This is a genomic window from uncultured Allobaculum sp. (genome assembly GCF_948576815.1).
Lineage (GTDB): Bacteria > Bacillota_I > Bacilli_A > Erysipelotrichales > Erysipelotrichaceae > Allobaculum > Allobaculum fili.
This window is the reverse complement of sequence record NZ_CAPAEZ010000014.1, coordinates 1-25,997: the sequence shown is the minus strand read 5'-3', so window position 1 is coordinate 25,997 and position 25,997 is coordinate 1. Positions and strand designations below refer to the sequence as shown.

At 50.0% G+C, this 25,997-nt stretch carries 21 protein-coding genes; 8 read left to right on the top strand and 13 right to left on the bottom strand.

Going from position 1 to position 25,997, the window contains the following annotated elements; genetic code table 11:
• Window positions 1-144 precede the first annotated feature (144 nt).
• Window positions 145-564: a hypothetical protein gene (locus Q2J39_RS03170; protein ID WP_230267094.1), complete on the top strand. Its 420-nt coding sequence runs from the start codon at window positions 145-147 to the stop codon at window positions 562-564.
• On the opposite strand, the gene Q2J39_RS03165 is transcribed toward Q2J39_RS03170, so the two are convergent.
• From Q2J39_RS03165 to Q2J39_RS03145, 5 genes are all read right to left on the bottom strand, one after another.
• Window positions 498-2,537, bottom strand: coding sequence for a cell wall metabolism sensor histidine kinase WalK (locus tag Q2J39_RS03165; RefSeq protein ID WP_288339086.1), 2,040 nt, complete (start codon window positions 2,535-2,537; stop codon window positions 498-500). The genes Q2J39_RS03170 and Q2J39_RS03165 overlap by 67 nt on opposite strands.
• Window positions 2,534-3,274, bottom strand: a complete 741-nt coding sequence (locus Q2J39_RS03160) for a winged helix-turn-helix domain-containing protein (protein ID WP_230267096.1) — start codon at window positions 3,272-3,274, stop codon at window positions 2,534-2,536. Before Q2J39_RS03160 ends, Q2J39_RS03165 begins: the two co-directional genes overlap by 4 nt.
• 320 nt (window positions 3,275-3,594) lie before the next feature.
• Window positions 3,595-5,343 carry a Na/Pi cotransporter family protein gene (locus Q2J39_RS03155; protein ID WP_288339087.1) on the bottom strand — a complete coding sequence of 583 codons (1,749 nt, stop codon included), beginning with the start codon at window positions 5,341-5,343 and terminating at the stop codon, window positions 3,595-3,597.
• Window positions 5,344-5,346: 3 nt separating this feature from the next.
• Window positions 5,347-5,577: a hypothetical protein gene (locus Q2J39_RS03150; RefSeq protein WP_288339088.1), complete on the bottom strand. Its 231-nt coding sequence runs from the start codon at window positions 5,575-5,577 to the stop codon at window positions 5,347-5,349.
• 244 nt (window positions 5,578-5,821) lie between these two features.
• Window positions 5,822-6,460: a bifunctional 4-hydroxy-2-oxoglutarate aldolase/2-dehydro-3-deoxy-phosphogluconate aldolase gene (locus Q2J39_RS03145; protein ID WP_288339089.1), complete on the bottom strand. Its 639-nt coding sequence runs from the start codon at window positions 6,458-6,460 to the stop codon at window positions 5,822-5,824.
• A 681-nt stretch (window positions 6,461-7,141) separates the two neighbouring features.
• Here Q2J39_RS03145 and uxaC point away from each other — a divergent pair.
• Entirely contained in the window at window positions 7,142-8,557 is a 1,416-nt protein-coding gene (gene uxaC / locus Q2J39_RS03140) for a glucuronate isomerase (protein WP_288339090.1), read from the top strand.
• 195 nt (window positions 8,558-8,752) lie between these two features.
• Here uxaC and Q2J39_RS03135 read toward each other — a convergent pair whose 3' ends face one another.
• Both Q2J39_RS03135 and Q2J39_RS03130 read right to left on the bottom strand, forming a co-directional pair.
• Complete coding sequence (locus tag Q2J39_RS03135) at window positions 8,753-9,172, bottom strand: MerR family DNA-binding protein (protein ID WP_288339102.1); 420 nt, start codon at window positions 9,170-9,172, stop codon at window positions 8,753-8,755.
• A gap of 12 nt (window positions 9,173-9,184) precedes the next feature.
• Window positions 9,185-9,289, bottom strand: coding sequence for a MerR family DNA-binding transcriptional regulator (locus tag Q2J39_RS03130; RefSeq protein WP_230267101.1), 105 nt, complete (start codon window positions 9,287-9,289; stop codon window positions 9,185-9,187).
• A gap of 77 nt (window positions 9,290-9,366) precedes the next feature.
• Between Q2J39_RS03130 and Q2J39_RS03125 the strand changes: the two genes are divergently transcribed.
• Entirely contained in the window at window positions 9,367-10,353 is a 987-nt protein-coding gene (locus Q2J39_RS03125; protein ID WP_288339091.1) for an alpha/beta hydrolase, read from the top strand.
• 486 nt (window positions 10,354-10,839) lie between these two features.
• On the opposite strand, the gene Q2J39_RS03120 is transcribed toward Q2J39_RS03125, so the two are convergent.
• On the bottom strand, window positions 10,840-11,730 hold the full coding sequence (locus Q2J39_RS03120) for an AraC family transcriptional regulator (RefSeq protein WP_230267103.1): 891 nt from the start codon (window positions 11,728-11,730) through the stop codon (window positions 10,840-10,842).
• Window positions 11,731-12,038: 308 nt separating this feature from the next.
• Here Q2J39_RS03120 and uxuA point away from each other — a divergent pair, with 308 nt between their 5' ends.
• From uxuA to Q2J39_RS03105, 3 genes are all read left to right on the top strand, one after another.
• Complete coding sequence (gene uxuA / locus Q2J39_RS03115; protein WP_288339092.1) at window positions 12,039-13,163, top strand: mannonate dehydratase; 1,125 nt, start codon at window positions 12,039-12,041, stop codon at window positions 13,161-13,163.
• A 395-nt stretch (window positions 13,164-13,558) separates the two neighbouring features.
• Window positions 13,559-15,172: a mannitol dehydrogenase family protein gene (locus tag Q2J39_RS03110; protein WP_288339093.1), complete on the top strand. Its 1,614-nt coding sequence runs from the start codon at window positions 13,559-13,561 to the stop codon at window positions 15,170-15,172.
• Between the two features lie 144 nt (window positions 15,173-15,316).
• On the top strand, window positions 15,317-16,354 hold the full coding sequence (locus Q2J39_RS03105; protein WP_288339094.1) for a sugar kinase: 1,038 nt from the start codon (window positions 15,317-15,319) through the stop codon (window positions 16,352-16,354).
• Window positions 16,355-16,834: 480 nt separating this feature from the next.
• Here Q2J39_RS03105 and Q2J39_RS03100 read toward each other — a convergent pair whose 3' ends face one another.
• From Q2J39_RS03100 to rlmD, 3 genes are all read right to left on the bottom strand, one after another.
• Window positions 16,835-17,572 carry a metallophosphoesterase gene (locus Q2J39_RS03100; protein ID WP_288339095.1) on the bottom strand — a complete coding sequence of 246 codons (738 nt, stop codon included), beginning with the start codon at window positions 17,570-17,572 and terminating at the stop codon, window positions 16,835-16,837.
• A gap of 25 nt (window positions 17,573-17,597) precedes the next feature.
• Window positions 17,598-18,377, bottom strand: a complete 780-nt coding sequence (locus Q2J39_RS03095) for a Cof-type HAD-IIB family hydrolase (protein ID WP_288339096.1) — start codon at window positions 18,375-18,377, stop codon at window positions 17,598-17,600.
• Window positions 18,378-18,650: 273 nt separating this feature from the next.
• Window positions 18,651-19,976, bottom strand: coding sequence for a 23S rRNA (uracil(1939)-C(5))-methyltransferase RlmD (rlmD, locus tag Q2J39_RS03090; RefSeq protein WP_288339097.1), 1,326 nt, complete (start codon window positions 19,974-19,976; stop codon window positions 18,651-18,653).
• Window positions 19,977-20,790: 814 nt separating this feature from the next.
• On the opposite strand from rlmD, the gene mgtE (Q2J39_RS03085) reads away from it, so the two are divergent.
• Both mgtE (Q2J39_RS03085) and mgtE (Q2J39_RS03080) read left to right on the top strand, forming a co-directional pair.
• A complete protein-coding gene (gene mgtE / locus Q2J39_RS03085; protein ID WP_288339098.1) occupies window positions 20,791-22,215 on the top strand; it encodes a magnesium transporter in 1,425 nt (474 codons plus the stop codon).
• 15 nt (window positions 22,216-22,230) lie between these two features.
• Window positions 22,231-23,667, top strand: coding sequence for a magnesium transporter (gene mgtE, locus Q2J39_RS03080; RefSeq protein ID WP_288339099.1), 1,437 nt, complete (start codon window positions 22,231-22,233; stop codon window positions 23,665-23,667).
• 171 nt (window positions 23,668-23,838) lie between these two features.
• On the opposite strand, the gene Q2J39_RS03075 is transcribed toward mgtE (Q2J39_RS03080), so the two are convergent.
• Together Q2J39_RS03075 and Q2J39_RS03070 are read right to left on the bottom strand one after the other, a co-directional pair.
• Entirely contained in the window at window positions 23,839-24,708 is an 870-nt protein-coding gene (locus Q2J39_RS03075) for a C39 family peptidase (RefSeq protein ID WP_288339100.1), read from the bottom strand.
• Window positions 24,709-24,986: 278 nt separating this feature from the next.
• A complete protein-coding gene (locus Q2J39_RS03070) occupies window positions 24,987-25,934 on the bottom strand; it encodes a Cna B-type domain-containing protein (protein ID WP_288339101.1) in 948 nt (315 codons plus the stop codon).
• Window positions 25,935-25,997: the final 63 nt, after the last annotated feature.

Here is a 25,997-nt window from a genome sequence, read left to right as displayed (position 1 = left end):
CGATCGCTCTGCATCCAGCTCGATCGTCTTGTCAAAGCGTGTTTGTCCTTGAACGATCTTGAACAGGCGCTGCGCATCAATCGGATTGCCCTGGATCAGGCGGAATGACTGAATCTGGGATCACAGATTTACGCGGACTGTTTTTTGTTTGACCGGATTACCTACCGGCAGGTCTGCATCGAAACCGATCTTCATCTGTATGAGCAGGCCGATGAACACGCCAGTCAGGCTCTCAGTCTCTTCGCGATGATGTATGACATCAATAAAACCTCCTTTCACTATTTTCAGGCCGGCAGGACATGGAATCTGCTCGCCAGAATTGCTCTTGAACAGGAGGAATATGCCGATGCGGAAGAGAACGCCTGGAACGCTCTGGTAATTTTGCTGGATGTTCGAAAGGAACTCGAATCCCAGGACCTGCTGTTCGATCTGGAGCAGTGTCTGAACGTTCTGAAAGTATGCGCCTGGCAGTCTGGAGACGGCTTTATGTACATAGTCTACAAAAACGGCATAGAGAAATTCAGACAGAAACGAATCGCACGAAAGAGAGATTCACTGGACTGAGCGATTCCGTCCGGCCAGCGTTTCTTCCCTGTTCCAGGCGGATTGCGTCCAGAATGCCGCTTCAAAAAAATCGAAAAACCGCCGCAAAAAAAGTTCTGCCCGTCGATTGCGAGGGACAGAACTTTTCTTCTGGTCTCAATTGTTCGGAACCAGTACAGAATGTCGTCTTCCGGCTTCCAGCGCGGAATTTCCACAAAGAAGCGGCTTCCCTTTCCCGGCTGGGAATCCAGACGAATCGTTCCGGAAAGCTTCTCGAGGGTATGTTTTACAATCGCCAGACCAAGACCGGTTCCCGTTTTCGATCGGGAAGGGTCGGCGGTAAAAAAGCGTTCAAAAATTCGATCCTGCAGACTTTCGTCAATGCCCGGCCCGTCATCGGCCACTTCGACCAGGGCGGTATTCGCGTCCAGTACGGATACGCAAACCTGAATATGCCCGTTTTCAAAGCCGTAGCGGATCGCGTTTTCCATCAGATTTTTCAGGATCCGTTCCAGATCTGTGCGGGTGGCGCAGACATCCACTGATGCACCGGTGCATTCGATCGTCATCGATTTCAGATCCGCTGCGCTTTTCAGATTTTCACTGATCTCTTTGGCCGCCCCATACAGATCGGATTTGGGATTGCCTTCTGTTCTTTCGTTTTCCAGCCGGGAAAGCGTAATGATGTCGCTGACCATTTCCGTCATACGACGGGATTCCTTAAGAATGTAGCCAAGGAATCTGGATTCGTCTTCCTTGCGGACCATGCCGCTGGCCAGAAGTTCTGCGCTTGAGGAAATCGTCTGCAGCGGCGTTTTGAGCTCATGCGTGACGTTGGCTGTAAACTCCTGACGGCGCATCGCTGCCTGCTGGCGGTCCGTAATATCCAGAGCGAGAACCATGGCGCCGATCACTTCCTGATTTTTCCAGATCGGCTGGGCTTCCAGCGAATAGATTTTTCCTTTTTTATGCCGAAGTTCCTTCAGGCTTTCTCCTGCCAGCGCGCACTGAATGAGCTGACGGAGCTGACGGCTGTGACCGTACAGATCAATACCGTCTTCCGTTTTCAGCCTTCCTTTCGGTTTGGCTTTCCCTTCGGCGGTCTGTTTTCCTGCCTGGGTGTACTGATCGTTTAAAGGATCAAGATTTTGAGCTGCTGCATACGCTACGTTTCCAGCCTTTGTTTTTTTTTCCTGCATGGGCAGAGCGAAAATCTCACGGGCTGCCTGATTGATCAGCGTTGCCCGTCCCGTTTTCCAGACCATGATCAGCCCTTCATCCATCGAATCGCTCAGCGCATCAAATTCCATCTGGCTTTCTTCGAGCGCGTCAATCTGCTCGGCAATTTGCCGGTTGTTTTCATCCAGACGTTCCAGAAGCGGACGAAGCTGTTCATACGGAATGTTTTCCAGCGGTTTCGCGGGATCGATGGCATTGATCGGGGTCACGATGTGCCGCGATAAAAGGCGAGCCAGAATATAGCTGAGAAGCAGCAGAAGCGGAATCAGAATCAGAACCGGCATGACCATCTGTCCAAAAAGCATGATCAGCGAGGAATGGGTCTGGGACAGCCGGAGAATTCTTCCGTTGGCCAGACGCATGGCTGCGTTGTACGTTTCCGTATTCGATGTCGAGGAGTGACGAATCGAAAATCCCTTGCCGCTTTCTCTGGCTTCGGCGATTTCTTCACGGTCCTTATGATTGCTCTCGTGGGCGATATTTAAGGAATCGTAGACGACTTCCCCGTCTGGATCGATCAGACACAGCCGCAGGTCGCCCTGGTTGAACAGCTCAAAATCTTCATCCAGAAGATCGATCTGTTCCTGCACGTCCGATCGGTCGAGTACCGAAGCGACCCGGGCGGTTTCGCTGTCGAGAGTGCCGATCTGTTCGTCTACAAAGCCGCGATACATGATCCGTACCGAGATGAGAACCGCCAGAGAGAGCACGAGAAGACAGGCGCCGAAAATCGACTGAAAGATTTTGCGCGTCATGCGTCTTCCCTCATGCGATAGCCGATCCCGCGTACCGTTTCGATTCGATCGCCTTCCCAGAGCAGCTTGCTGCGAAGGGATCGAATGTGAACGTCCACCGTCCGCGTTTCGCCCGCAAAATCCGTTTTCCATACTTCATAAAGAAGATCGTCGCGGCTGAACGCTTTTCGCGGATGTTCCAGAAAAAGGGCGAGCAGATCAAATTCCTTGCGGGACAGCTCGAGTTCGATTTTCCTGTCTTCGCCTGGTTTTCCCTCCGCTTCCTTCTTTTCCAGCCACGCTTTATGACTCGAAGGATCGAGGCGGATATCCCCCAGCGCTAGAATCGAATTTTTCTTTTCGGCAGAACCCGCATTCTGACAGCGGCGCAGGACCGCTTTGATCCGGGCAACCATTTCCATCATTCCAAAGGGCTTGACCAGATAGTCGTCCGCTCCATATTCAAACGCTTTGACCTTGTCGCTTTCCCGCCCTTTGGCGGTCGTCATAATGACCGGAATCTGTGCGGTGTCCGGATTTTGGCGCAGCTGCTGCAAAATCGTCAGGCCATCGCTCTGCCATAACATGATGTCCAGCAGCACGAGATCCGGTTTTGTCTCGGCTTCGTTCATCGCCTGCCAGAACGCTGCGCCGTCTTCAAATCCCTCGGCGTCAAATCCGCAGGATTTCAGGGTGTAGATCAGAATATCTCGAATACTGGTTTCGTCTTCGACGCACCAAATACGGTTTTGTTCCATTTTTCCTCCTTTGCCCCGAAACAGGACGGGCTGTTCTGCATTCTTGCAGATCGAAAGCGTACAGATTTGCTTTGTATAAACACGGGTAGAGAGAAATCGCATTTGCGCGAATCCAGAACCGATCTATTTCTCAGTATAAAGCGTATGGTAAACGGCCATGGGCAGAGAGCCGTCCGGCTTTCCGTTGAGCGGGTTCATAACGTGCAAAAGCACTTTCCCAAAGGTGAGAAAGTGCAGAGAAACGGATCCAGTACGGCGTATTCTTTCAGATCCGATTCAGATATACGGTTTTATTCTTTGTGGAACCGGTTTATATGATTTCAGCGTTCGATGCGCACGAGGGCACAGGACGCCGGCGATGCGGAAGAAACCAGTCCAGCAGAATCTGCGCTCGCTCCGAGCTCCGGCTGACGATGCAGAGTATTCTGCCAGGCATCTTCATCGGCCAGACGCAGGGTACGCAGGGCGATCTGTTCGTAACACTCTGCAGCATCGAAGAACAGCCAGCTCGTTTCGGCATGTTCCTTATTTTTCTGTGCCCGCTGGAAATGGGCGCGCCGGCGTTCTTCGATATTGGACTGAATGGAAACCACTTCCTGCTGAACGCGCAAAATCGCTTCTTTCGCTTCAGGCGAAGTCTGCATACTCTTTTCCTGGCCGATCTGCAGCCGAAAGAGCGCTTCTTTACACAGTGTGGAGAGCGTATTGATATCTTCTTTCATCGATTCACTGAGGGCGTGATCGCCCAGAGAATCTTCTTTCATCGTACCGATCGCAATGCAGTTCATGGCAATCTGGTGCAGGTCTCTGGCGGAAAGCAGAATGCGCTGCAGCTGTTTCTGCTCGGATTCGTTCAGTGTCTGTAAATCGACGCCGCTGCAGTATTCCTTGACCTTGATGCAGTCGGCAAGAATTTTCGCACCCTTTTCGTGGAGCTTGCCGTTGTCTTTCGAATCGATCAGCACTTCCCGGGAAAGATCAATTAACGAGAGGCATTTGCCTTTCAGAACGTCGAGCTGGGCGAACAGAGCCTGAATCGCCGCATTCGGAATGGACTGCAGACGCGGATCGAGCAGAGCGGCGGAATGCTTTTTCTGGTGCTTGGCCGGATTGATCAGAATTTTGGAAAGTTCCACAAGCTGCTTTCGAAACGGGAACAGAATGGCCGTTACCGCCACGTTAAAGCCGGTATGGAACAGCGCAAGCGAAGACGAACTGACCCCGGCCATCATAAGCGACGGCTGGAACATGAAAAATACCACCGCGGCAGCGCCGACAATGAGTGCCCCGATCACGTTGAATTCGAGATGAATCATCGCGGCGCGCTTCGCGTTCGTATCGCCGGAAAGCGAAGAAAGCAGAGCGGTCACGCAGGTACCGATGTTCTGACCTAACGCGATAAATACGGCAGAACCCCAGTTAACCGCGCCGGCCATAGCCATCGTCTGCAAAATACCCATCGAAGCCGAAGAAGACTGAATGATGGCAGTAACGCCAACGCCGGCCAGAACGCCGAGCAGCGGATTCGATCCGAGCACTTCAAACACTTTGGTGAAAACCGGCGAATCGGCATAGGGCGTAATCGATCCGGACATCGACGAAAGCCCCAGAAACAAAATGCCAAAGCCGATCAGAATTTTGCTTCCGTCCTTAAGACGGCTCGATTTGACCGTCATAGAAAGAATGACACCGCTCATGAGCAGAATCGGGGCAATCATTTCCGGTTTGAGAAAGGAAGCCCACTCGCCCATCGAGACGATCCATCCGGTCATGGTCGTACCAATATTAGCGCCCATGATGACCGTGCACGCCTGGGTCAGCGACATCAACGATGCGTTTACAAAACCGACGACCATAACCGTCGTTGCGGAAGAAGACTGAATGATGGCGGTCACGAGCGCGCCGGCCAGCAGACCCATCAGTGGATTTTTAGTCAGCGATTCGAGCAGGCGCCGGGTCTTGTCGCCCGCGGCTTTCTGCAGGCCTTCGCCCATCAGTTCCATTCCATACAGGAACATCCCCAGACCGCCCGTAAAGAGCAGCAGGGTCTTGATCATTTCTAAATTCATGAATTACACTCCTCGGTCCGCCCGCAGGGCGTCCTTATGACAAGGTAGCTTGTTTTGCGGCGCTCCTTTGTATACAGCACCGTCTGGCTTTTCCTTTTGCCGGCTCTGCGCGTTTTCGCGACAGAGGCGCTGAAGCCGGTCCTGCTTTTTTACGTTGCGATACAGAAGTTCAATGAGCAGAGCACAAAAGCCGATCACAGAAAAGACGACAAGCACGAAGATCATTTCTTTCACCTGGACCCCTCCTTGTACTCCCATAGTAAAAAATCCCCATTTTCGGCTCTATCTGCGTTTGGAAAAGCTTTTGTAAAATCTATGTAAACCCGTAAGCGTTGCGAAGCTGGTTTTTGGACAAAGAGAAAGCTGAGTCTTCCCTGCCTTTTGGCATAAAGAAAAAGACCTTTCCCGGAAATATGGATCCAGAAAAGGTCTTCGTGTTCTTATGGTTCGGTTTTGTATTTACAGGTCTGGTTTAGGCTTACTTCTTGATTTCGTGGAATTTGTCAGCGGCTTTTTTGCAGAGGGCTTCGATTTCGTCGAATTTGCCTTCTTTGATCAGATCCGTTTTAACCATCCAGCTTCCGCCTACGCAGAAGATGCAGTCATCCTTGAGGTAGTCTTCCATGTTCTTTTCGTTGATTCCGCCAGACGGCATGAAACGCATCATGTTGAACGGAGCAGCGATGTTCTTGATCATTTTCAGACCGCCGGAAGCTTCAGCCGGGAAGAATTTTACTTCGCGCAGACCGAGTACGTAGCACTGCTGAATATCGGTCGGGGTGCAGGTTCCTGGGAGAACCGGTACGTTCTTTTCGATGCAGTATTTTACTATGTCTGCATCAAACGCCGGGGATACGATGAACTGAGCACCAGCTTCGAGAGCTTCGTCAACCATAGCGGTTGTGAGAACGGTTCCGGCACCAACGAGCAGTTCCGGACATTCCTTGCGCATAACGGCAATGGAATCTTTAGCTGCTGCGGTACGGAAGGTTACTTCGGCAGCAGGCAGGCCGCCGGCCAGCAGAGTCTTGCCGAGGGGAGCGGCATCTTTTACATCTTCGAGTACGACAACAGGGATAATTCCGATCTGTTCAAATTTTTCAAACGTTGCATTCATATGGGTCACCTGATTCTTTCTTTATCCAACATCGACAGCCAGCATGGCAAATCACGCCTGCACCGGCTTCGAAAGCCTGTACTAAAAGCCTGTACTAATAGTACATCGTGAACGCGCATAACTTGCCTGATGTGATTGCCGGCTGTATTACGGGCATTGGCAATGTCTGTATTCTACTCATTTCCCTTTTGGAAATTCATCGCATTCTTTGCGTGATGCCTTGAAATTCTTGCGAGAGAAATCCGTGCCCCTTTCAGGCATTGAACGGCCCTTTTATTGTAAGTACCAGCAGACAGGGCAAAAAAAACGCGCTTAAACGTACCCGTATGTATTGTTTTCCTCCTACGCAACGATGGCCGAATTTGTACAGACCGCTCGCTGCCGCGACAAAGGAAGGCAAAACGGGCCATGCGAAAATCGCGTCGATCCGTCAGAAGCCGCTTTGCAAAACGGATGATGTTTCGAATTTTTCCGTTTCCAGTGGACACGTTTTTCAAGAAAGCCTTTCCGAAACGCATTTCAAAAAGGTTTTCCAAACCGTTTTCTGCAGGATGCCCTCGCCGCTGCCGCTTGAAGCGATACACTCACATCGAGAGATCTTATGTCTGAAGGTGAGGATCGTTTCAAGCGCAGCAAGGAATGCTGTACCCGATTTCGAATTACGAATTAAAGGAGTTCACTATGAAAAAATTTATGGATGAAGACTTCCTGCTGGAAACCCCGGAAGCCAGACATCTTTTCCATGACTTTGCCGAGCAGATGCCGGTTGTGGATTACCACTGCCACATCAATCCGCAGGAAATTTACGAAGACCGTCAGTTTGACAATATCGCTCAGGTATGGCTGGGCGGCGACCACTACAAATGGCGCCAGATGCGTTCCAACGGCATCGATGAAAAATTCATCACCGGCGACGCATCGGACTGGGAAAAATTCCTCGCCTACGCGAAAACTCTCGACAAGGCGATCGGCAATCCGCTCTACCACTGGTCTCACCTCGAACTTCAGCGCTTCTTTGGCTGCACAGGCGTACTGAGTGAAAAGACCGCGAAAGAGGTATGGGAGCTCTGCAACGAACAGCTCAAGAGCCCGGAAATGTCCGCACGCAACCTGATCAAGAAAGCGAACGTTACCCTGCTTTGCACGACCGACGATCCGATCGACGATCTCAAATGGCACAAGCTGATCAAGGAAGACGAAAGCTTTGACGTGCAGGTTCTTCCCGCCTGGAGACCGGACCGTGCCGTCAACATCAACAAGGATGACTTCAACAGCTACATCGATCAGCTAGCTGAAGTTTCCAAAATGGAAATCAAAACGTATGCCGATCTGAAAGAAGCGCTCTCCAAGCGTCTGGAATTCTTCGCTGCCAACGGCTGCTCCGTATCCGACCACGGTCTGGACTACGTAATGTATGCGCCGGCAAGTGAAGAAGAAGTGGAAGCGATCTTCGCGAAGAAACGAAACGGCGAAGCGCTCAGCACTCAGGAAGCGGATCAGTTCAAGACCGCTCTGGTTGCCGCTCTGGCCAAAGAATACAAAAACCGCGGCTGGGTGATGCAGCTGCACTACGGCTGCCTGCGCAACAACAACACCCCGATGTTTGAAAAGCTTGGCGCCGACACCGGTTACGACTGCATTTCCAACTACACCCCGGCCAGCCAGCTCACCAGTTTCCTCAACCATGTGGAATCCAACGGCGGCCTGCCCAAGACCATTCTTTACTCCCTCAATCCAGCCGATGATGAAATGATCGGCACCGTGATCGGCTGCTTCCAGAACAGCGATGCCATCGGCAAAATCCAGCAGGGTTCTGCATGGTGGTTCAACGACAACAAGAGCGGCATGATCAAGCAGATGACTTCCCTGGCCAACCTTGGTCTGCTTGGCAACTTCATCGGCATGCTCACCGACTCCCGCAGCTTCCTTTCCTACCCGCGTCATGAATACTTCCGCCGCATTCTTTGCAACCTCGTTGGCGGATGGGTAGAAAACGGCGAGTTCCCGGCAGACGATGATCTGCTTGCTCCGATCATCAAAGGCATCTCCTACAACAATACCCTTCGCTACTTCGGCTTCGATCTCGAACAGAAGTAATCAGAAGAAATCAAAGGGAGTTTTCGCTCCATCCAAACTGCAGACGGACTGAATCTCACCCCATATAAACGAAACGGCTCGCATTTTTGCGGGCCGTTTTTCTGTATTTTCCTGTTCTAATTGGTTCTGGACTTGCCGGTTTCTGCTTTTCCCCTTTCGCCTTTTCCAGTCTGCGGTTTGGTTCAAAGCTGTCTTTTAACTGTATTCGACAGTTTCCGCGTCTAAAACTGAAACGACGGAGGTTTCCTCTGGTTTGCCCTGTCCTGGGAGGTTCATGAATTCCTGTCCATGACTGTTTTCATAATACGTACGGACTTCTTCGGACAGCTGATCGGGAATCATAGCTTTTACCGCTTCTTCACTGCCGAGTTCCTGAGCCATCTCGTAATACCAGCACTTGAAATGAATCATGTTCATTTCCTGCTGAAGTTCAGCGATTTTCTCTTCCAGTACGCTTCTTCGCTTTTCAAAAAGCGCTTTGCGTTTTTCGAACGTTTTGCTTCCCTGTCCAGCCATCTCCATGAACGTCTGAATGTCCCGAATTTCCAGTCCGCTCGCTTTCAGGCACTGAATGACGCGAATCGCTTCAATATTCTCTTCTGAAAATGAACGGATTCCATTGGTCTTTTACAGATTCGGAATCAGGTTTTGCCGGTCATAATAGTGCCGCGTGGAAATTGGTATCCCAAACATTGCGCTGACCTGTCCAATCGATGCTTCTGTCTTTTTCATTTTTCGAGTACTTCCTCCTTGAGCTGAAGTCAGGTTCAGGGTATACCCTTTGCTCGTCATCATACAAGGAGGAACTTATGAACACAGTATCCAGTACTGAACTGACGCTTACCGAAGACTGGGACAAAGTCTTCCCAGAAAGCGATCGCGTAAACCATCATAAAGTCGTCTTTCCAAACCGTTACGGCATCCTTCTGGCTGCCGACGTCTATGAACCGAAGACGGCAGAGAGAAAACTGCCTGCCATTGCCATCAGCGGCCCATTTGGGGCGGTGAAAGAACAGGCCTCTGGACTGTACGCGCAGAAACTTGCCGAAATGGGCTATTGCCCCCTGGCCTTTGATCCGTCCTTTACCAAAGAAAGCGGCGGCTTCCCGCGTCGTGTGGCTTCCCCGGATATCAATACGGAAGACTTCAGTACCGCCGTTGACTTCCTGTCCAATACCGACAAAGTCGATCCAGAAAGGATCGGCATTCTTGGCATTTGCGGATTTGGCGGTATGGCGTTAAATGCCGCCAGCAATGATCCCCATATCAAAGCTGCCGTAACGAGCACGATGTACAACATGTCCGAAAATATTTCGAAAGGCTACTTCGACACGGAAGATTCCAAAGAAGCACGCAACGCGAAACGTGCCGCGATCGCAAGACAGAGAACGATCGATTTTAAAAACCGTGACCAGAAACGCGGCGGCGGTGTCGTCAATCCCGTTCCCACAGATGCACCGCAGTTTATAAAGGATTATCACGACTACTACAAGACGCCGCGAGGCTATCACCCCCGTTCCGGCAACTGTACCGACGGCTGGAACGTGACCGGTACAGCTTCCTTTCTGAATATGCGGCTCAATACGTATATTGATGAAATTGAAGCCCCTGTCCTTCTGATCCATGGAGAAAAGGCGCATTCCCTGTCCTATTCCAAAGAAGCGTACTCGCATCTCAAAGGGGAGAACAAGGAGCTTCTGATTATTCCAGGCGCCTCCCATACCGATCTGTACGATCAGATGGCTATCATTCCGTTCGCGAAAATCGACGAATTTTATACGAACGCCTTCCGCTAGAGCGGGTCGCCTTCGTTCATCCCTGCTCTTTTTAATATTTCTTAATCCGTATCTCGATTCCATAATCCGAATATCGCATCTCGCCTTTCTCTTTTTCTATATTCCCTATTCCATATTCCATATTCCGCATTCCGTATTCCGTATTCCGCACCCTGTATTTCCGCCGAATTTTCAAAATGGGAATGGAGAAATTCAAAGCCGGTCTTCTGAAGCCGTTTTGCTCACGAAGACCGGCTTTTCCTTTTTGCAAGAGAGGAAAGACATAATCAAAAAGCGGAAAGGAAACCGGCCGAAAACTGAATGTCCTGTGTAGTCCGTACTGTGAGCTGACTGGGCAGTTCTCTTTCGGGCAATAAAAAAGATGAATCCCTGTCTTTGCCCTGCAAAATAAAGCAGTAAGGATAGTTATTCATCACATTAGTACAGATATTCAAATCGATCTATACTTGAAAAGGATTAAGTCAGTATATTGCACCCACGCCGGTATTATTTGGCTGTTTCGGCTTCCTGATCCAGTTTCTGAGTCTGGGTTTTCATGGCATCGAGGCGTTTGTAGCGATCGATCTGTTCTGCTCTCCATTTGGACGGCGACATGCCGAATTCTCTGTAAAACGCCCGATAGAAACTCGAATATTCTTCAAAGCCGCAGTCCACGGCTGCCTTATTCAGATCATCGCCGGCCATAACGGCTGCCGATGCCGCTTTCAGACGTTTTTTCAGAACATACTGATGGATGGTCGTTCCCATGGAAGAACGGAAAAGATGGGACAGATGGTACTTCGAAACAAAGAAACGCGAAGCCAGCGCATCGAGCGAAAGGTCATCGCCCAGATGATCGTCAATATAGGAAAGCAGTCCGGAAACGAGAACGTTCTGCCGATCGGGTTGAACCTGCGCGGTGAAGTCAAAGAAATAACGGCTCCACCACAGCAGCAGAATCTCAAGCGAGCAGTCCTGGATTTCGCGGGATCCAAACCCGAATCGAACCTGTTCTTCCAGAATGGCGCTGATCAGGCTGCAGAGGGTCGAGAAAATCGCGAACTCGAAATGCTTCACATAGTTTCTCGTACTGCGGCAGGCATCAAACAGTTTTTTGAAGTCATCGCTCTTGGTACAGAGCTCGTCGACATAGTCTTTGGAAAGCCATATGACAAAGCGCTCATAGGAAACGCTTGGATCAATGGCGTTTTCATGAACTAGTCCAGGCGGAATGAGCGCCGTATCGCCGTTGCGGCAGATGTATTCCTTGCCTGCGATATTCATTCGAACCTTGCCGGAGAGAAAAACGGTCAGTTCGAAAAAGTCGTGCTTATGCACTTCCACATGCGAAAGCGATTTATCGCTGTAGTAGTAAACCTCATAACGCGGTTTCTGCATCGTTTGCCTCTTAGAAAAGGGGGTAGATAGGTTTTTCTTCATACCCCAAGTATAAGTCCGACTTTATTTTGGGATCATTCCGTGCTCACGCAATTTTTGCAAAGTACAACTCAAATTTAGAAATACCCTGAAATAAACCGGATTCCTATAATAAACATCGTTAAACAGATGATAAATCTCAGCAATGAGAGCCAATTCCAGAAATTTCAGATTTCCCCGTTAAAAAGGTCTTGAAAAAAAATGGAATTGTATTTCTCATTGCCTGCAGAAAAACAGACAGCCGCTAAGGCTGCCAGGAGGATATACACATGGAAATGACACTTAGATGGTACGGACCTGGTCATGACACGGTTACCCTTGAACAGATCCGCCAGATCCCGGGCGTTACCGGCGTAATCACTACGCTCTACGACAAAAAACCTGGCGAAGTCTGGACACGCGAAGAAATCCGCGACCTGAAAAAAATCGTTGAAGATGCCGGTCTCAACCTGTCCGGTATCGAATCGGTAAACGTTGCCGACGAAATCAAATACGCTGGTCCAAACCGCGATCAGCTGATCGACAACTACATCGAAACGCTGAAGAACCTCGGTGAAGAAGGCATCCACCTCGTATGCTACAACTTCATGCCTGTGTTCGACTGGACACGTACAGAACTCGCTCGTAAAAGAGCAGACGGTTCAACGGTTCTCGCTTACACCCAGGAAGCTGTAGACAACCTGAACCCGGAAGAAATGTTTGAATCCGTAGCCGGCGACATGAACGGAACCGTTATGCCAGGCTGGGAACCAGAACGTATGGCAATCGTTAAGGATCTCTTCGAAAAATACAAAAACGTTGACGAAGAAACTCTGCGCGAAAACCTGATCTACTTCCTCAACCGCATCATGCCGGTATGCGATCAGTACAACATCGACATGGCGATTCATCCAGATGATCCGGCATGGCCAATCTTCGGTCTGCCCCGCATCATCACTTCCAAGGAAAACATCCTGAAAGTTATGAACGCTGTAGACAACCCGCACAACGGTGTAACCTTCTGCGCTGGTTCCTACGGAACTTCCCTGAAAAACGACCTGCCGGATATGATCCGCTCCCTCCCGGGACGCATCCACTTCGCGCACGTAAGAAACCTGAAGTTCAACTCCGAGGATGATTTCGAAGAAGCTGCACATCTTTCCACAGACGGCAACTTCGACATGTACGAAATCGTAAAAGCCCTCCACGACATCGGCTTCGACGGACCGATCCGTCCGGACCACGGCCGCATGATCTGGGGCGAAATCGGCATGCCAGGCTACGGTCTGTATGACCGCGCGCTCGGTGCAACCTACATCAACGGCCTCTGGGAAGCGGTTGACAAATCCGAAGCCAGAGACCATGCGGATGTAAAAGGCGCCAACGCCGACGCTCTTGCAAAACTTTCCAAGTAAGTTTTCGCAGGACGCAAAGTGAACATCACCCCCATGGTGTTCCCGCTTGAAATTTGAACCGCCCGATCTGGATCCGCACAGGCCCCCGTCGAAACTTACTCGAACTGTACAGATAAGGATCCAGACAATAGAAACCGAACAAAAGCTTTGAAATGGTCACCTCGCCCAAACCGTCTGAGCGCTCGATCGATGCGCAGCATCCATCAGAGGAACACGTTTTAAACCAGGAACAGAACCGGCCTTCCCCCAATTTGGGCAGCTTCTGAACCTGTCTCTTTGAAGGAAGCGATCGCGTATCGCTTCCTTCCTGCATTGCCATTTGCCGATAGCCGTTCCAGACCAGATCGTGATTTGTGTCTGGGAACGGTCTGCCGGCTTGGAAAGAAGGATTACCAATGAAACTTAATCTTGAAGGAATTCAGGACCGTAAAGCCTGGGAAGAAAAAGGCTACAACCTGCCTGAATTCAATATCACTGAAGTTCATGAAAGCACCCGTAAAGAGCCGACCTGGATCCATTTCGGTGCCGGAAACCTGTTCAAGGCTTTCCACACACGTCTGACTCAGGAACTGCTCAACCAGGGCAAAATGGACAAAGGCATTATTGCCGCTGAAGGTTTCGACTACGAAATCGTTGAAAAAATGAACTGGCCGCACGACAGCCTTTCTCTGGTCGTAACGCTGAAATCCGACGGAACCATCGACAAGGACGTTGTGGCTTCCGTTGCTGAATCCCTTGTTCTCGACGAAACAAACAAAGAACAGTTCGATCGTCTCAAGGAAATCTTCAAAGCGCCTTCCCTGCAGATGGCCAGCTTCACCATTACCGAAAAAGGCTACTCGCTCACCAATGCGAAAGGCGAAATCCTGCCGGCAATCGCTGCAGACTTCGAAAATGGCCCGGAAAAAGCCGCTTCCTACCTCGGTAAAGTTACTGCTCTGCTCTACGTTCGCTACCAGAACGGCAAACTCCCCCTGGCTATGGTTTCCATGGACAACTGCTCCCATAACGGCGACCGTCTGAAAGATGCCATCCTTGCCTACGCAAAAGCCTGGGTTAAAAACGGCAAAGCCGAACAGGGCTTTGTAGACTACCTCGAAAACCCGAACATGGTTTCCTTCCCCTGGACCATGATCGACAAAATCACTCCGCGTCCTGACGCTGGCGTAGAAAAAATGCTGGCTGCTGATGCCATCGAAGAACTCGAACCGGTTATCACATCCAAGAACACCTACGTTGCTCCGTTCACGAACGCGGAAGAAACCGAATACCTCGTAATCGAAGACTCCTTCCCGAACGGCCGTCCGGCTCTCGACGAAGGCGGAATCATCTACACCGACCGCGACACGGTTGAAAAAGTAGAAAAGATGAAGGTTACCACCTGTCTGAACCCGCTGCATACCGCTCTGGCTGTATACGGCTGCCTGCTTGGCTATGACAAGATCAGCGAAGAAATGAAAGACGAAGATCTGACCAAACTGATCTCCGGCATCGGCTACACCGAAGGTCTGCCTGTAGTTGTAAACCCAGGCGTACTCGATCCGAAAGAATTCATCGATACCGTAATCAACGTTCGTTTCCCGAACCCGTTCATGCCGGATACTCCGCAGCGTATCGCTACCGATACTTCGCAGAAACTGGCTGTTCGCTTCGGCGAAACCATCAAGTCCTACCTGCGTGAAAACCGCGACCTGAACGATCTGAACCTGATTCCGCTCGTACAGGCTGGATGGATTCGTTACCTGATGGGTCTCGATGACAACGGAAACGTCTTCGACCTTTCCCCGGATCCACTGATTTCTGAAGTGAAGCCGATCGTCGATCAGCTGAGCCTGGAAGAAGATCAGGATGTAGCGTCCATTATCGAACCGCTGCTCAAAAACGAAAAAATCTTCGGTCTGGATCTGACCGAAACCGTACTCGGCGACAAAGTCGTTGAATACGTAACCGCTCTGACCAACGGCAAAGGCGCAATCCGCAAAACCGTTCACGAAGCGGTAAACAAGTAAGTCCGTCAGGATTTTCTGGAACTATCCAGTTGTGATTCAGCATCGGGCAAGTCTGAATACCTTCTATTGTGTATACTCTAAGCAGACTTGCCCAGTCTGAATCGATTCCCGGCAATGATCCGGTCTGAAATGAGGTTTATAAACATGTCCAACAAAGATAAAGTTGTTACTTTTGGCGAACTGATGCTTCGTCTTGCTCCGGAAGGCTACCTGCGTTTCGTGCAGGCTGACCGTTTCGGAGCAACTTACGGCGGCGGTGAAGCCAATGTAGCTGTATCCCTGGCCAACTACGGTCACGATGCGCACTTCGTTACCAAACTCCCTGTTCACGAAATCGGACAGGCTGCAGTAAACTCTCTGCGCAAATACGGTGTAAACACCGAAGATATCGTTCGCGGCGGCGATCGCGTAGGTATCTACTTTCTTGAAAAAGGTGCTTCTCAGCGTCCTTCCAAAGTCATCTATGACCGTGCAAACTCCGCTATGGCGCTTGCTGATCCAGCTGACTTCAACTGGGATGAAATTCTCAAGGACGTTAAATGGTTCCATACGACAGGAATCACGCCTGCTCTTGGCGACAACGCAGCAGCCATCACCCTGGAAGCTGTTAAGAAATGCCAGGAAAAAGGCATTCCTGTATCCATCGACCTGAACTACCGCAACAAGCTCTGGACAAAAGCCAAAGCCAATGAAGTTATGTCCGAAATCTGCAAATACGTAAACGTATGCATTGCCAACGAAGAAGATGCAAAAGACGTTTTCGGCATTGAAGCAGAAAACACAGACATCACAAGCGGTGCTCTGAACCACGAAGGCTACATCGATGTAGCGAAAAAACTGAAAGACCAGTTCGGTTTCGACAAAGTTGCGATCACCCTGCGTGAGTCCATCAACGCCAACCGCAACCTCTGGTCTGCCATGCTCTTCGACGGCAAAACAGAAACTCCTGTTTTCTCCAAGAAGTATGACCTGAACATCGTTGACCGCGTTGGCGGCGGCGACTCCTTCGGCGGCGGCCTCATCCATGCCCTGATGAGCGACTTCGACGATCAGAAGGCAATCGAATTCGCGGTAGCTGCTTCTGCCCTGAAGCACTCCATCGAAGGCGACTACAACCTTGTCAGCGAAGATGAAGTACTCAAACTCGCTGGCGGAGACGGTTCCGGACGCGTACAGCGCTAATTGCCCGAGCGCAGCGTAAATGGAAGTTTCCACCCTTTCTGTTTCTCATTTGTTAATTTCTCATTTTTCCTTTAATCATCTGCAAGATTTCAATTTAAACCGTCCGGTTTTGCCCGAACCGACGGCTTGCCCTGGACCAATCTGTCCAATCCTGGTCCGATTCGAAAGCTTACGAAATCTCTTGGATTGATTTTGAAAGCTTTCTTTGATCTCCTTTTACGAGGGACTTGTCTGACGGCCTGTTCCCTTTTATATAATTTTTTTATATAATTTTTCTCCAGGACTTCTTTCGTTTTGAGTGTGCGAAAGAAGTCCTTTTTGCCTTTGCCCTTCAAAGACGAAAACGTGCGTCCGACTTCTCGCTTTCCAATGAAAAAGCGTGCCGTCCGGCGCCTTTCTGTCTGTTCTTTTAAGGATTCAAATATGGATTCGGGATTCTGATCGAATGAGCTGTAGGTCTGCAGCAGCGATATTCGGGTGCTACTGCTCTTCATAGGCGGACCATTTACGAACGATCCAGCCGCTTTTCATTTCGCGCACCGTGTTGAACAAAGCCGTCTGCTCCCTCCATAAATCGAAATCGACGTGCAGATGGCCAAAATACCAGTGCATATAGGAGACGCTGCGCTGAATTTCATCGAGAAAAGTCGTCAGTTCCATCTCGTTTGGATTGACGCTTTTGATGCCAAGCGAGCGGATGGTAGACAGGTAATAAACGGATTGAGACGGTGCGGTATGCGTCAGGATATAATCGACGCAATTTTCGGCCTTTTTCAGATTTTGTCTAGCGTATTCGTATTCCGTCAGACTGGGCATTTCCTGCGGCCACCAGGAAACGCCTTCCTTTCGAAACGCCTGATCCATGGAATGACCGCCGCCAAAGACAAAAATCCGCACCCCTTCGATCTCATACATTTCGCCGCGCATCAAATGAAGAACGTTGTCTCGGAGGACGTGAACATTTCCGTCATACCGCACTTGCGTCGGATAGTCATTGAGCTGATCAAAGTTTTCATGATTTCCATCGAGAAAAAGAACTGTATAGTTCTGACTGGCCAGATGATCGTAAAAGGCTTCTTCCCCTTCTCTGTCTTCAGCCCAGAAGCCGACGCCAAAATCGCCGCAGACAATCACAGTATCGCCATCGTGTAGAACCGGTTCAATCTGTTCTGTCCATTTGTTCTTTCGCCCATGCGTATCGCCTGTGACATAAATCATAAAAATCTCCTCCCGCTGTTTTGTTTTATTCTGGACCGATCAGTCCAAAATGCAGAGCGGCTTTTTCAATGCCGTCGTCTTCGACCGCTGCGGTAACATAGTCGGCGATTTCTCGAATATGGGGTTCCGCATCGCCCATGGCCACACCGATTCCCGCGCTTTCAACCATTTCAAAATCGTTTTCACCGTCCCCAAACGCGATCGTCTCGGATGGATCAATGTGCATTTGGCGCAGATACTCAAGAATGCCGGCTTTCTTTCCGCCTTCTTTCGAAACGATATCCATCGCGTAGTCATTCCAGCGCGTCAGCATGCAGTCCGGCAGTTTAGCGCGCATTTCGTTTTCCATTTCCTTTGGAATAAACGCGATTGCGAGATAAATCGGATTGCCTGTGTATTCGAGGACTTCCGGAACCGGCGTGGAAATCGCCTTTTGCGCAAAGCGGACGTGATCGTTGACGAAACTGATGTAAATCCTCTCTTTTTCCACGAGAACCATCGGAATTTCCTTCGCGTTAAAAAGCTTCAGAATCTTCTCCCTGCTTTCGCCTGTAATGGGATGTTCAAAAAGAACCTGCTTGCCGGCATCGAGAATCAGCTGCCCATTCAGCAGGATGTAGGCATCAAATTTCATATTTCCGATTTTCAGTGCTTCGTATTCGACCATCGAACGGCCCGAAGCAATGACGCAGTGAATGCCCTTTTCCTTCATTTTTTCTACCGTGTCCCTGGCAGACTGCGGTACATCATGAAGCTCGTGCGAAAGCAGTGTTCCATCAATATCAAAAAAAGCGGCTTTTATCATACATAACGCCTTTATCTTTCGGATTTTCCTGCACGGTTTTCCAGAATATCTGAGGCAGGATCTGTCCGAGAAAACGTGCTGATTGTATTGGAACGAACGTTTGTCCTTTCCTAAAAAAGCAGGTGAAAAATTCTGCCGCCATAAAGACGAAAAGAAAACCTGGAATTGTCTTCCAGTTCAAAGCAGAACGGCAAAACGGCTCGGCTTTTTCTGTATTCCGTTTTGCAGTTCCTTTTCTGTTCCTTCTTTTATTTCTTTCCTTTTATTTCTTTCTTATTTCTTTCGCTTATTGCGTAAAGACGCTTTATATTCGGCCAGTGCCTTTTCGTACGGATTGAGCTCTCTTGCCGGACGGGATTCCGGTTTTGTATTGCCGCAGGATGGACCCGGCTTTCTTTGGGCTCTTCTTCCGTTAGCGTTTCCGGCTTTTTCCGGCTTCTTTGCAGCTTTTGGATCTTTCTGAAGCAGTACGAGCGATTCAATGTGACTGGTATTTGGGAACATGTCCACCAGCTCAACCGTTTTGGATGTGTAGCCGTTCTGTCTGAAGAAGACCAGATCCCGGACGAGCGTTTTCGGATCGCAGGAAATGTAGAGAATCTTTTCCGGATTCAGACGGGATGCCGCCTGGATAAAGTCTCTGGTCGTACCGGCACGAGGCGGGTCAAGAATGATCACATCGTAATGGGTATGATTGCGGACAGCTTCCTGCATGTAGCGGGTGGAATCCATGGCCAGGAAGCGAATGTTTTCGATTTCGTTGGAATGGGCGTTCAGACGCGCGTTTTCGACCGCGTCCTTATTGAGTTCAACGCCAGTAACTTCCTTTGCGTCTTCCGCCATGACCAGACCGATCGTTCCGACGCCGCAGTACGTATCGAGAACGGTATCCGTTTTCTTCAGCTGCAGCATGCTGCTGGCCTTGGTGTACAGTTCCTGACACTGGTCATGGTTGATCTGATAAAACGAAGACGGTCCAAACGTAATTTGCAGACCACAGAGAATATCGGTAATCGTTCCAGTTCCGTAAAGAATCAGGGTTTCGTTTTGCAGGACGATGGACGTATCGCGCGGATTGACGTTTTGCAAAATCGTTTTGATCTGCGGGAATTTTTCACGAAGGGCCCGGACCATATTTTTGCGCGACGGGAATTCCTTGCGCGACGTAACGAAAACGACCATGACCTGATCGGTTTCCTGTGCGTAGCGAATCAGCACATGCCGGAGCAGACCGGTTCCGGTTTTTGGCGAATACAGTTCGATTTTCATCGAATCGACCAGCTTGGTAATTTCATCGAGAATGTCGTTTACCAGCTTTGGCTGCATCGCACATCCGGAAGTGCGGATTACGCGATGGGATTTTGGCGCATACAGGCCGGAATACACTTTCTTATTTTTATCCTTGGCAAAGCCGTAAATGACTTTGTTTCGGTAGTACATCGAAGTTTCGGCCATGATCGGCGGCATGGCCGTCATTTTCAGCCGTGCCTGATCAAGCAGATCCTGCACCTGCTCCTGCTTGAGCTTAGCCTGCTTTTCATATTGAACGTGCAGCAGTTCGCAGCCGCCGCACTGTTTGGAAACGGGACATTTAAACATTGGATATTCATCCTTTCCAGATTTGAATCGTTTCTGTCCTGAAGCATAGAAAAAACTGGATGGTCCGAAAAAATGGATGGAGGAATACTAGGCAAGATTCCTTCCGTTTTCGCCATGCAGTTTGGGGGATTTCCCCGTTTCTGAGGTTCAGACGATTTTATTTTGACATAGATGCAGAAAATCGAATTCATTTAGCCCTTTTCTCTGCCGTAACCCGGTCGGAAGACGAGGATGAAACGGTGATCCGACTTTCAATGGCAGGCATTCGTCCGCGTTCTGCCCGGTTTTCGAGTCAAAACTGTGCACAGAAAGCGATTTAGATCTCGTACTGAATGAGCTCTCTTTTGATCGCACGTTTGGCAAGAAAAAGAACAATTTCCGCCCGGCAATTTACCCGTAATTGCCCATTTTGTGACCTATAATGAAAAGAGCGTAAAGGAGGTGATGCCCCATGACAAATGATGATCCGGCCCCTGTTCCTGTCACGACAAATTCAGGGGCAGAACCTCAGGTCTTTTTCCATCTGTTCAACGATCGATAAATCCGATCCTTCCTTTTTTCTCTGAAAAATCGCGCATTTTTCGGTCCGGCTGCCGTTATAATTTTTGAGCCGTCCGGTCTTTTTCCAGCTTTTCGCAAAACGTTTTTCCAGAGGAAAATGAGAATTTTTAATCTTTGCAGCCACGGAAATACTTCGTTTCCAGGCAAAATTCCTTTGCGGTATTTCGCCGTGTCTGCTTTTCTTCCCAGATGGATTCTAAACCGACTGACCATTTTGTATTCCCCATGGACCTTCTGCCCCAAGGAGGTTTTTATGAGCGAAAACGAACGCGTGACGACGGCAGAGCCTGCCGTGCGTCCCGATTACGACGTTGAAATCGTGCAGCTGATGGACCAGAATCTCTCTCCCAAAGCGCTGCACTACAAGCTGGAAGAATTCCATGCCAGCGACATCGCCGATGCCTTCAGTCATCTCGACGATACGCGCAAGGAAAAGCTCTTCCGTCTTCTCGATGTCGAGCGTCTGGCTGAAGTCATTCCGTATCTGGAAGAAGACGAACAGGCCGACTATCTTTCGGCAATCAACATCCGTAAGGCGATCGCCATCCTTTCCAAAATGGAACCCCAGGATGCTGGCGTAGTCCTGCGCAATATGAACCGCACTCGCCGGGATGTCATTTTTGAACTGCTCAATCCAGAACTGCGCAGCAAGCTGGCCCGTATCGCCGCCTATGGCGAAGATGAGATCGGTTCGAAAATGAGTACGGATTTCATTAAGATCCGTAAAAATTCCGATGTAAAAGCCGCGATGCGCTCCCTGCGCGATCAGGCCCGCATCAGCAATACCGATAACCTTTCGATTCTTTACGTCGTAGACGAAAACAATGTCTACTACGGCGCCATCCACATTCAGGATCTGTTTGCGGCCGGTGCGGACACACCGCTTGAGGACATCATCGAAGTCAACTTCCCGATTGTCTACGCGTCGGAAACGATCGACTCGATCATGGACGATCTGAAAGACTACGAAGAAGACTCGATCCCGATTCTCAACAACGACAACCAGATCGAAGGCATCATTACCCGTCAGGATCTTCTTGAGCTGGCCGAAAAGGAAAACTCCGAAGACTACGCCAAGCTGGCCGGTCTTTCTGCTGAAGAAGATCTTGAAGAAACTCTGTTTGAATCTCTGAAAAAGCGTACCCCCTGGCTGCTTCTGCTGCTGGCACTTTCCCTTGGCGTTTCCGCTGTGATTTCCATGTTCGAATCCGTTGTTGCGGCATTGACGATTGCGGTCGTCTTCCAGTCGCTGATTCTTGACATGGCCGGAAACGTCGGTACCCAGTCGCTGGCCGTCTCCATTCGCGTTCTGGCCGATCCGGATCTGAAAAGAAAGCAGAAGCTCTTTCTGGTCTGGAAAGAAATGCGTACCGGTTTTGTGAACGGCGTCATCATCGGCGCCGGCTCTGCACTGGTTCTTGGCATTTTCATTCACCTGTCCGCCGGGTACGGCTGGATGGAATCGTATGCGATTTCCGGCTGCATTGCGGTTGCGATGATCGTCAGTATGGTCATTTCCTCGTTTACGGGTACGGCCGTCCCGATTCTTTTCCAGCATTTCGGCATTGACCCGGCTGCCGCGTCCGGTCCGTTAATTACGACATTAAACGACCTGATCGGCGCCACCACGTACTATTCCATGGTCTGGATCTTCCTGATTCAGATGCTGCACATTTAAAGGAGGGCGAGAAGTATGGAAGAAAACAAAGCCCCATCCGTACAGGAAACATCCGCCGAAGAAGTCGTTCATTCCCGCCCGCGCTACGAGCAGAAAATTCTGGAAATTATCCGGACCGTCAACTCGCCCAAGCTGCTTCGCGACAAGCTCGACGATTACCACGCCAACGATATCGCCGAAGCCTTCTCCGAACTGACTCAGTTTGAACGCGAAAAGCTCTATCGCATGCTCGGAACGGAACGTCTGACCGAAATTCTCGAATACATGGATGAAGACGATTCCGCTAAGTTCCTGAGCGAAATGAACATCCGCAAGACGATCGCCATCATCAACGAAATGGAGACGGACAAAGCGGCGGATCTGCTTAAGGAAATCGATAAGGAAAAACGCGAAATCATTCTCGAACTGCTCGAACCGGAAGTCCGCAAAAAGATTTCGGTCATCTTCTCCTACGATGAAGACGAAATCGGTTCGCGCATGACGACCAACTACATCGAGGTCGACAAGGCCCTGACCGTAAAGCAGGCCACGCGCGAAGTCATCAATCAGGCAAAGGAAAACGACAACATCACAACGATTTACGTTCGCGATGAAAACGGCATGTACTACGGTGCCATTTCCCTGAAGGATCTGATCATTTCCCGTGCGGATCTCCCGCTCGATGAAATCATTGCGACCAGCTATCCGTACGTTTACGCCGGCGAACCGATCGACCGGGTCGTCGAAGAACTGAAAGACTATAACGAAGACTCCATTCCAGTCCTAAACAACGACAACCTGCTTCTTGGTGTCATCACCTCGCAGGACCTGCTCGAAGTCATGGATGAGGAAATGGGCGAAGACTACGCCAAACTCGCCGGTCTGGCCGCTGAAGAAGACCTGGAAGAATCTCTGTTCCAGTCGCTGAAAAAGCGTCTTCCCTGGCTGCTCATCCTGCTGTTTTTAGGCCTTTGCGTTTCGACGGTTGTTTCGATGTTTGAAACCGTCGTCGCCCAGCTGACAATCGTCATGGCGTTCCAGTCTCTGATTCTCGGCATGGCCGGTAACGTCGGTACCCAGTCGCTGGCCGTTACCATCCGCGTCCTGATGGACGATACGCTCGAGCGCAAGCAGAAGCTTTACCTGATCTGGAAAGAAGTCCGGGTCGGCGCCATGAACGGTCTGATTATCGGAACGTGCGCCTTCCTTCTGCTCGGTCTGTACGTTCACTTTGCGAAGAGCTATGCCTGGGGCCCTGCCTACGCGATTTCTCTTTGCATCGGCCTCTCCCTCTGGCTGGCGATGATCATCTCTTCGCTGACCGGTACGACGATCCCGATCTTCTTCAAGAAAATCGGCATTGACCCGGCCGTAGCCAGCGGACCGCTGATCACAACCGTCAACGATATGGTCGGCGTAGTCACCTACTATGGTCTGGCCTGGATTTTCCTGATCAATCTCCTGCACATGTAATTCAATACATGCAGGTATGCCTGGGATACAGGATCTATCCAGTCCTCACACGATTTATTTTCAGATAAAACAAACCCGGTCAGAAGCGACGCCTCCTTCCACGAGGATCCGCTGCTTCTGATCGGGTTTTTATCGTTTTTATGAAAATTGAGAAAGTGGGTCATCCCGGTTTTACCAGACGTAGCCTGGTTCCGGGTTATTGTTCATGGCATTCCACAGCTCATCGGCTGTAAATACTTTTTTGCCGCCAAACGCGCTGTCCTGATATTTTCCATACGGATCAATGCAGTAGTAATGCGTCGCGTTTCCCTGTTCATCAAAGTCTGCACCGTATAAAACGAGTTCATGGACGGTTTCGACGCTTTCTCCATACGCCAGATGCGGGTTGATGGAAACAAAGACTGGATCGCCGGAGCGCAGATCTGCGTTAGCTCGAGCGAAGAACTGCTCTTTCATCTGGTCTGTGCCCGCATTGCGCGTCCAGAGGAGCGCACGATAGCCGGGCTCCGTGTCATTTTCCGGTGCTTTTCCAAAAATGTATTTGGATGCTTCTCTTGCCAGATCCGCATATTCGGTACCGGAAACCGGACTCGTATTCAGACCGGCTGCCAGCGTACTCTGGCTGACATTGATACCGTGATACGCCAGGACCATTTGGAGGCAGGCAACCGCACAGTAATAATTCGTTTCCTGAACGAACTGCGGGACGGCCAGCCGGATCGAATCGGCGGAGGCAGGCTGTTCTCTAACGTCAGGAGTAACGATCGGGCTTTCCATATCGCTTGGCTCGTTTTCATCCGATCCGATACTTTCCGTTTTCGAATTCGATTCCCTGTCGGACGCATTTTTGGATTCCGTGTTTGAAGCCGTCTTAGATTCCGTACTGGATGCGTCTCTCGATGTCGTTTTATCGATCTGTTCTTCGGTTTTCTTCTGGTCTGACGATTTTGAATCGTCCGTTCTGGCAGAAGGCGACGTGCAGCCGGTCATCATCACGGCACTCAGCAGAAATAAAATGATTTTCTTTCTGTTCTTCTTCATAGCGGTTCCTGTTTTCCTGAAAACAGTATACCGGGGTGCGTCTATAAACTGAAACAGTCATTTCGATTTTATGTATGGAAGTTAAATCTTTTTTGTCTATTCGTACGATTTTCCGACCATAGTCATTTTCTGTGATCTCCAGCATTATAAAAGACCGAAAGCGCGGCTGCACTGGGGCTTTCGGTCTGGTTTTTGATTCAGCAGAGATTCATGCTCCAATGCGGGAGGTTCTTTCCAGAAGAGCATTTCTCTGTTTTCATCAAAAACTGTATTTTGATTTAGTGTTTCTTCATCGCGACAACCGCAAAGGCCAGGACGGCTGCGCTGACGCCAAAGGCGGCCGCATAGTCGAATACGTCGTTTCCTACACCGGTGTGAACGCTGTTTTTCGAAGCGTTCGCACTCGATTTTGGATCACGCTGGCTGGAATCGCTGCTTTGCGAAGTCGATTTGGAAGAAGAAGACGATGTGCTGGACTTATCTTCTGTAGGGGACTTGCTGTCGGATGGGTCCTTTTTGGAATCCTCGGAGCTCTGAGAAGAGGAGTGACTACTGTCCTCACTGTCCTCGATGTCGTTATTCGGTGTGTGCGGCGTTTCGGCATTCGTAACGACGAAACCGTTCTGGGCATCGCCGGCGATTTCGACATCATACAGGACGCCTTCGAGCAGAACCTGCGGATGATCCGCTTTTTCTTTCGGTTCTTCTCCGGCTTCCTGAACGGTATAGACGTACGCGTTGCCGTTTTCATAGACCGCATCCAGATTTTCGAACGTGCCTTTCCAGCCGTTCTTATCGTTCAGAGTCAGCGTATTGAACTGAAGCACGCCATCCCTCAAAAGTTCGATGTTGACTTCCTGCTGTTTCGTTCCCTTCCATTGTTTTTCTACAGGAATCGAAACTGTATCTCTTCTTGGCTGGTTGACTGGTTTGGCTACGTTGACAAAACTCGACAGCGGCTTAACGGCATGACCCTCCTCCTGGCAGCTGCACTGTAGTAAGCGTCCGTTTCCTGCGGCGAGTTGAAGATCAGCAGACGATCCAGATGCGGTACGTAATCGAGAACTTATATCCGTGTTCGGTTCGTACTGCGTATTGGCCAGATTGTTTTTTTCACTGAGCGAGTAGCGAAGAACGAACGTTTCATCCGGGTTTTCCAGTGCATTGTATTCTTCGCTCAGTTTGGTCTGAACTTTTTCGTATTCCTCGTGATCGCCTTGGTACATTCCAGCCTCAGGCAGTTCCTAAAGGCAGTCGGGATATTTCCGATATCGAGGACAAAATACTCT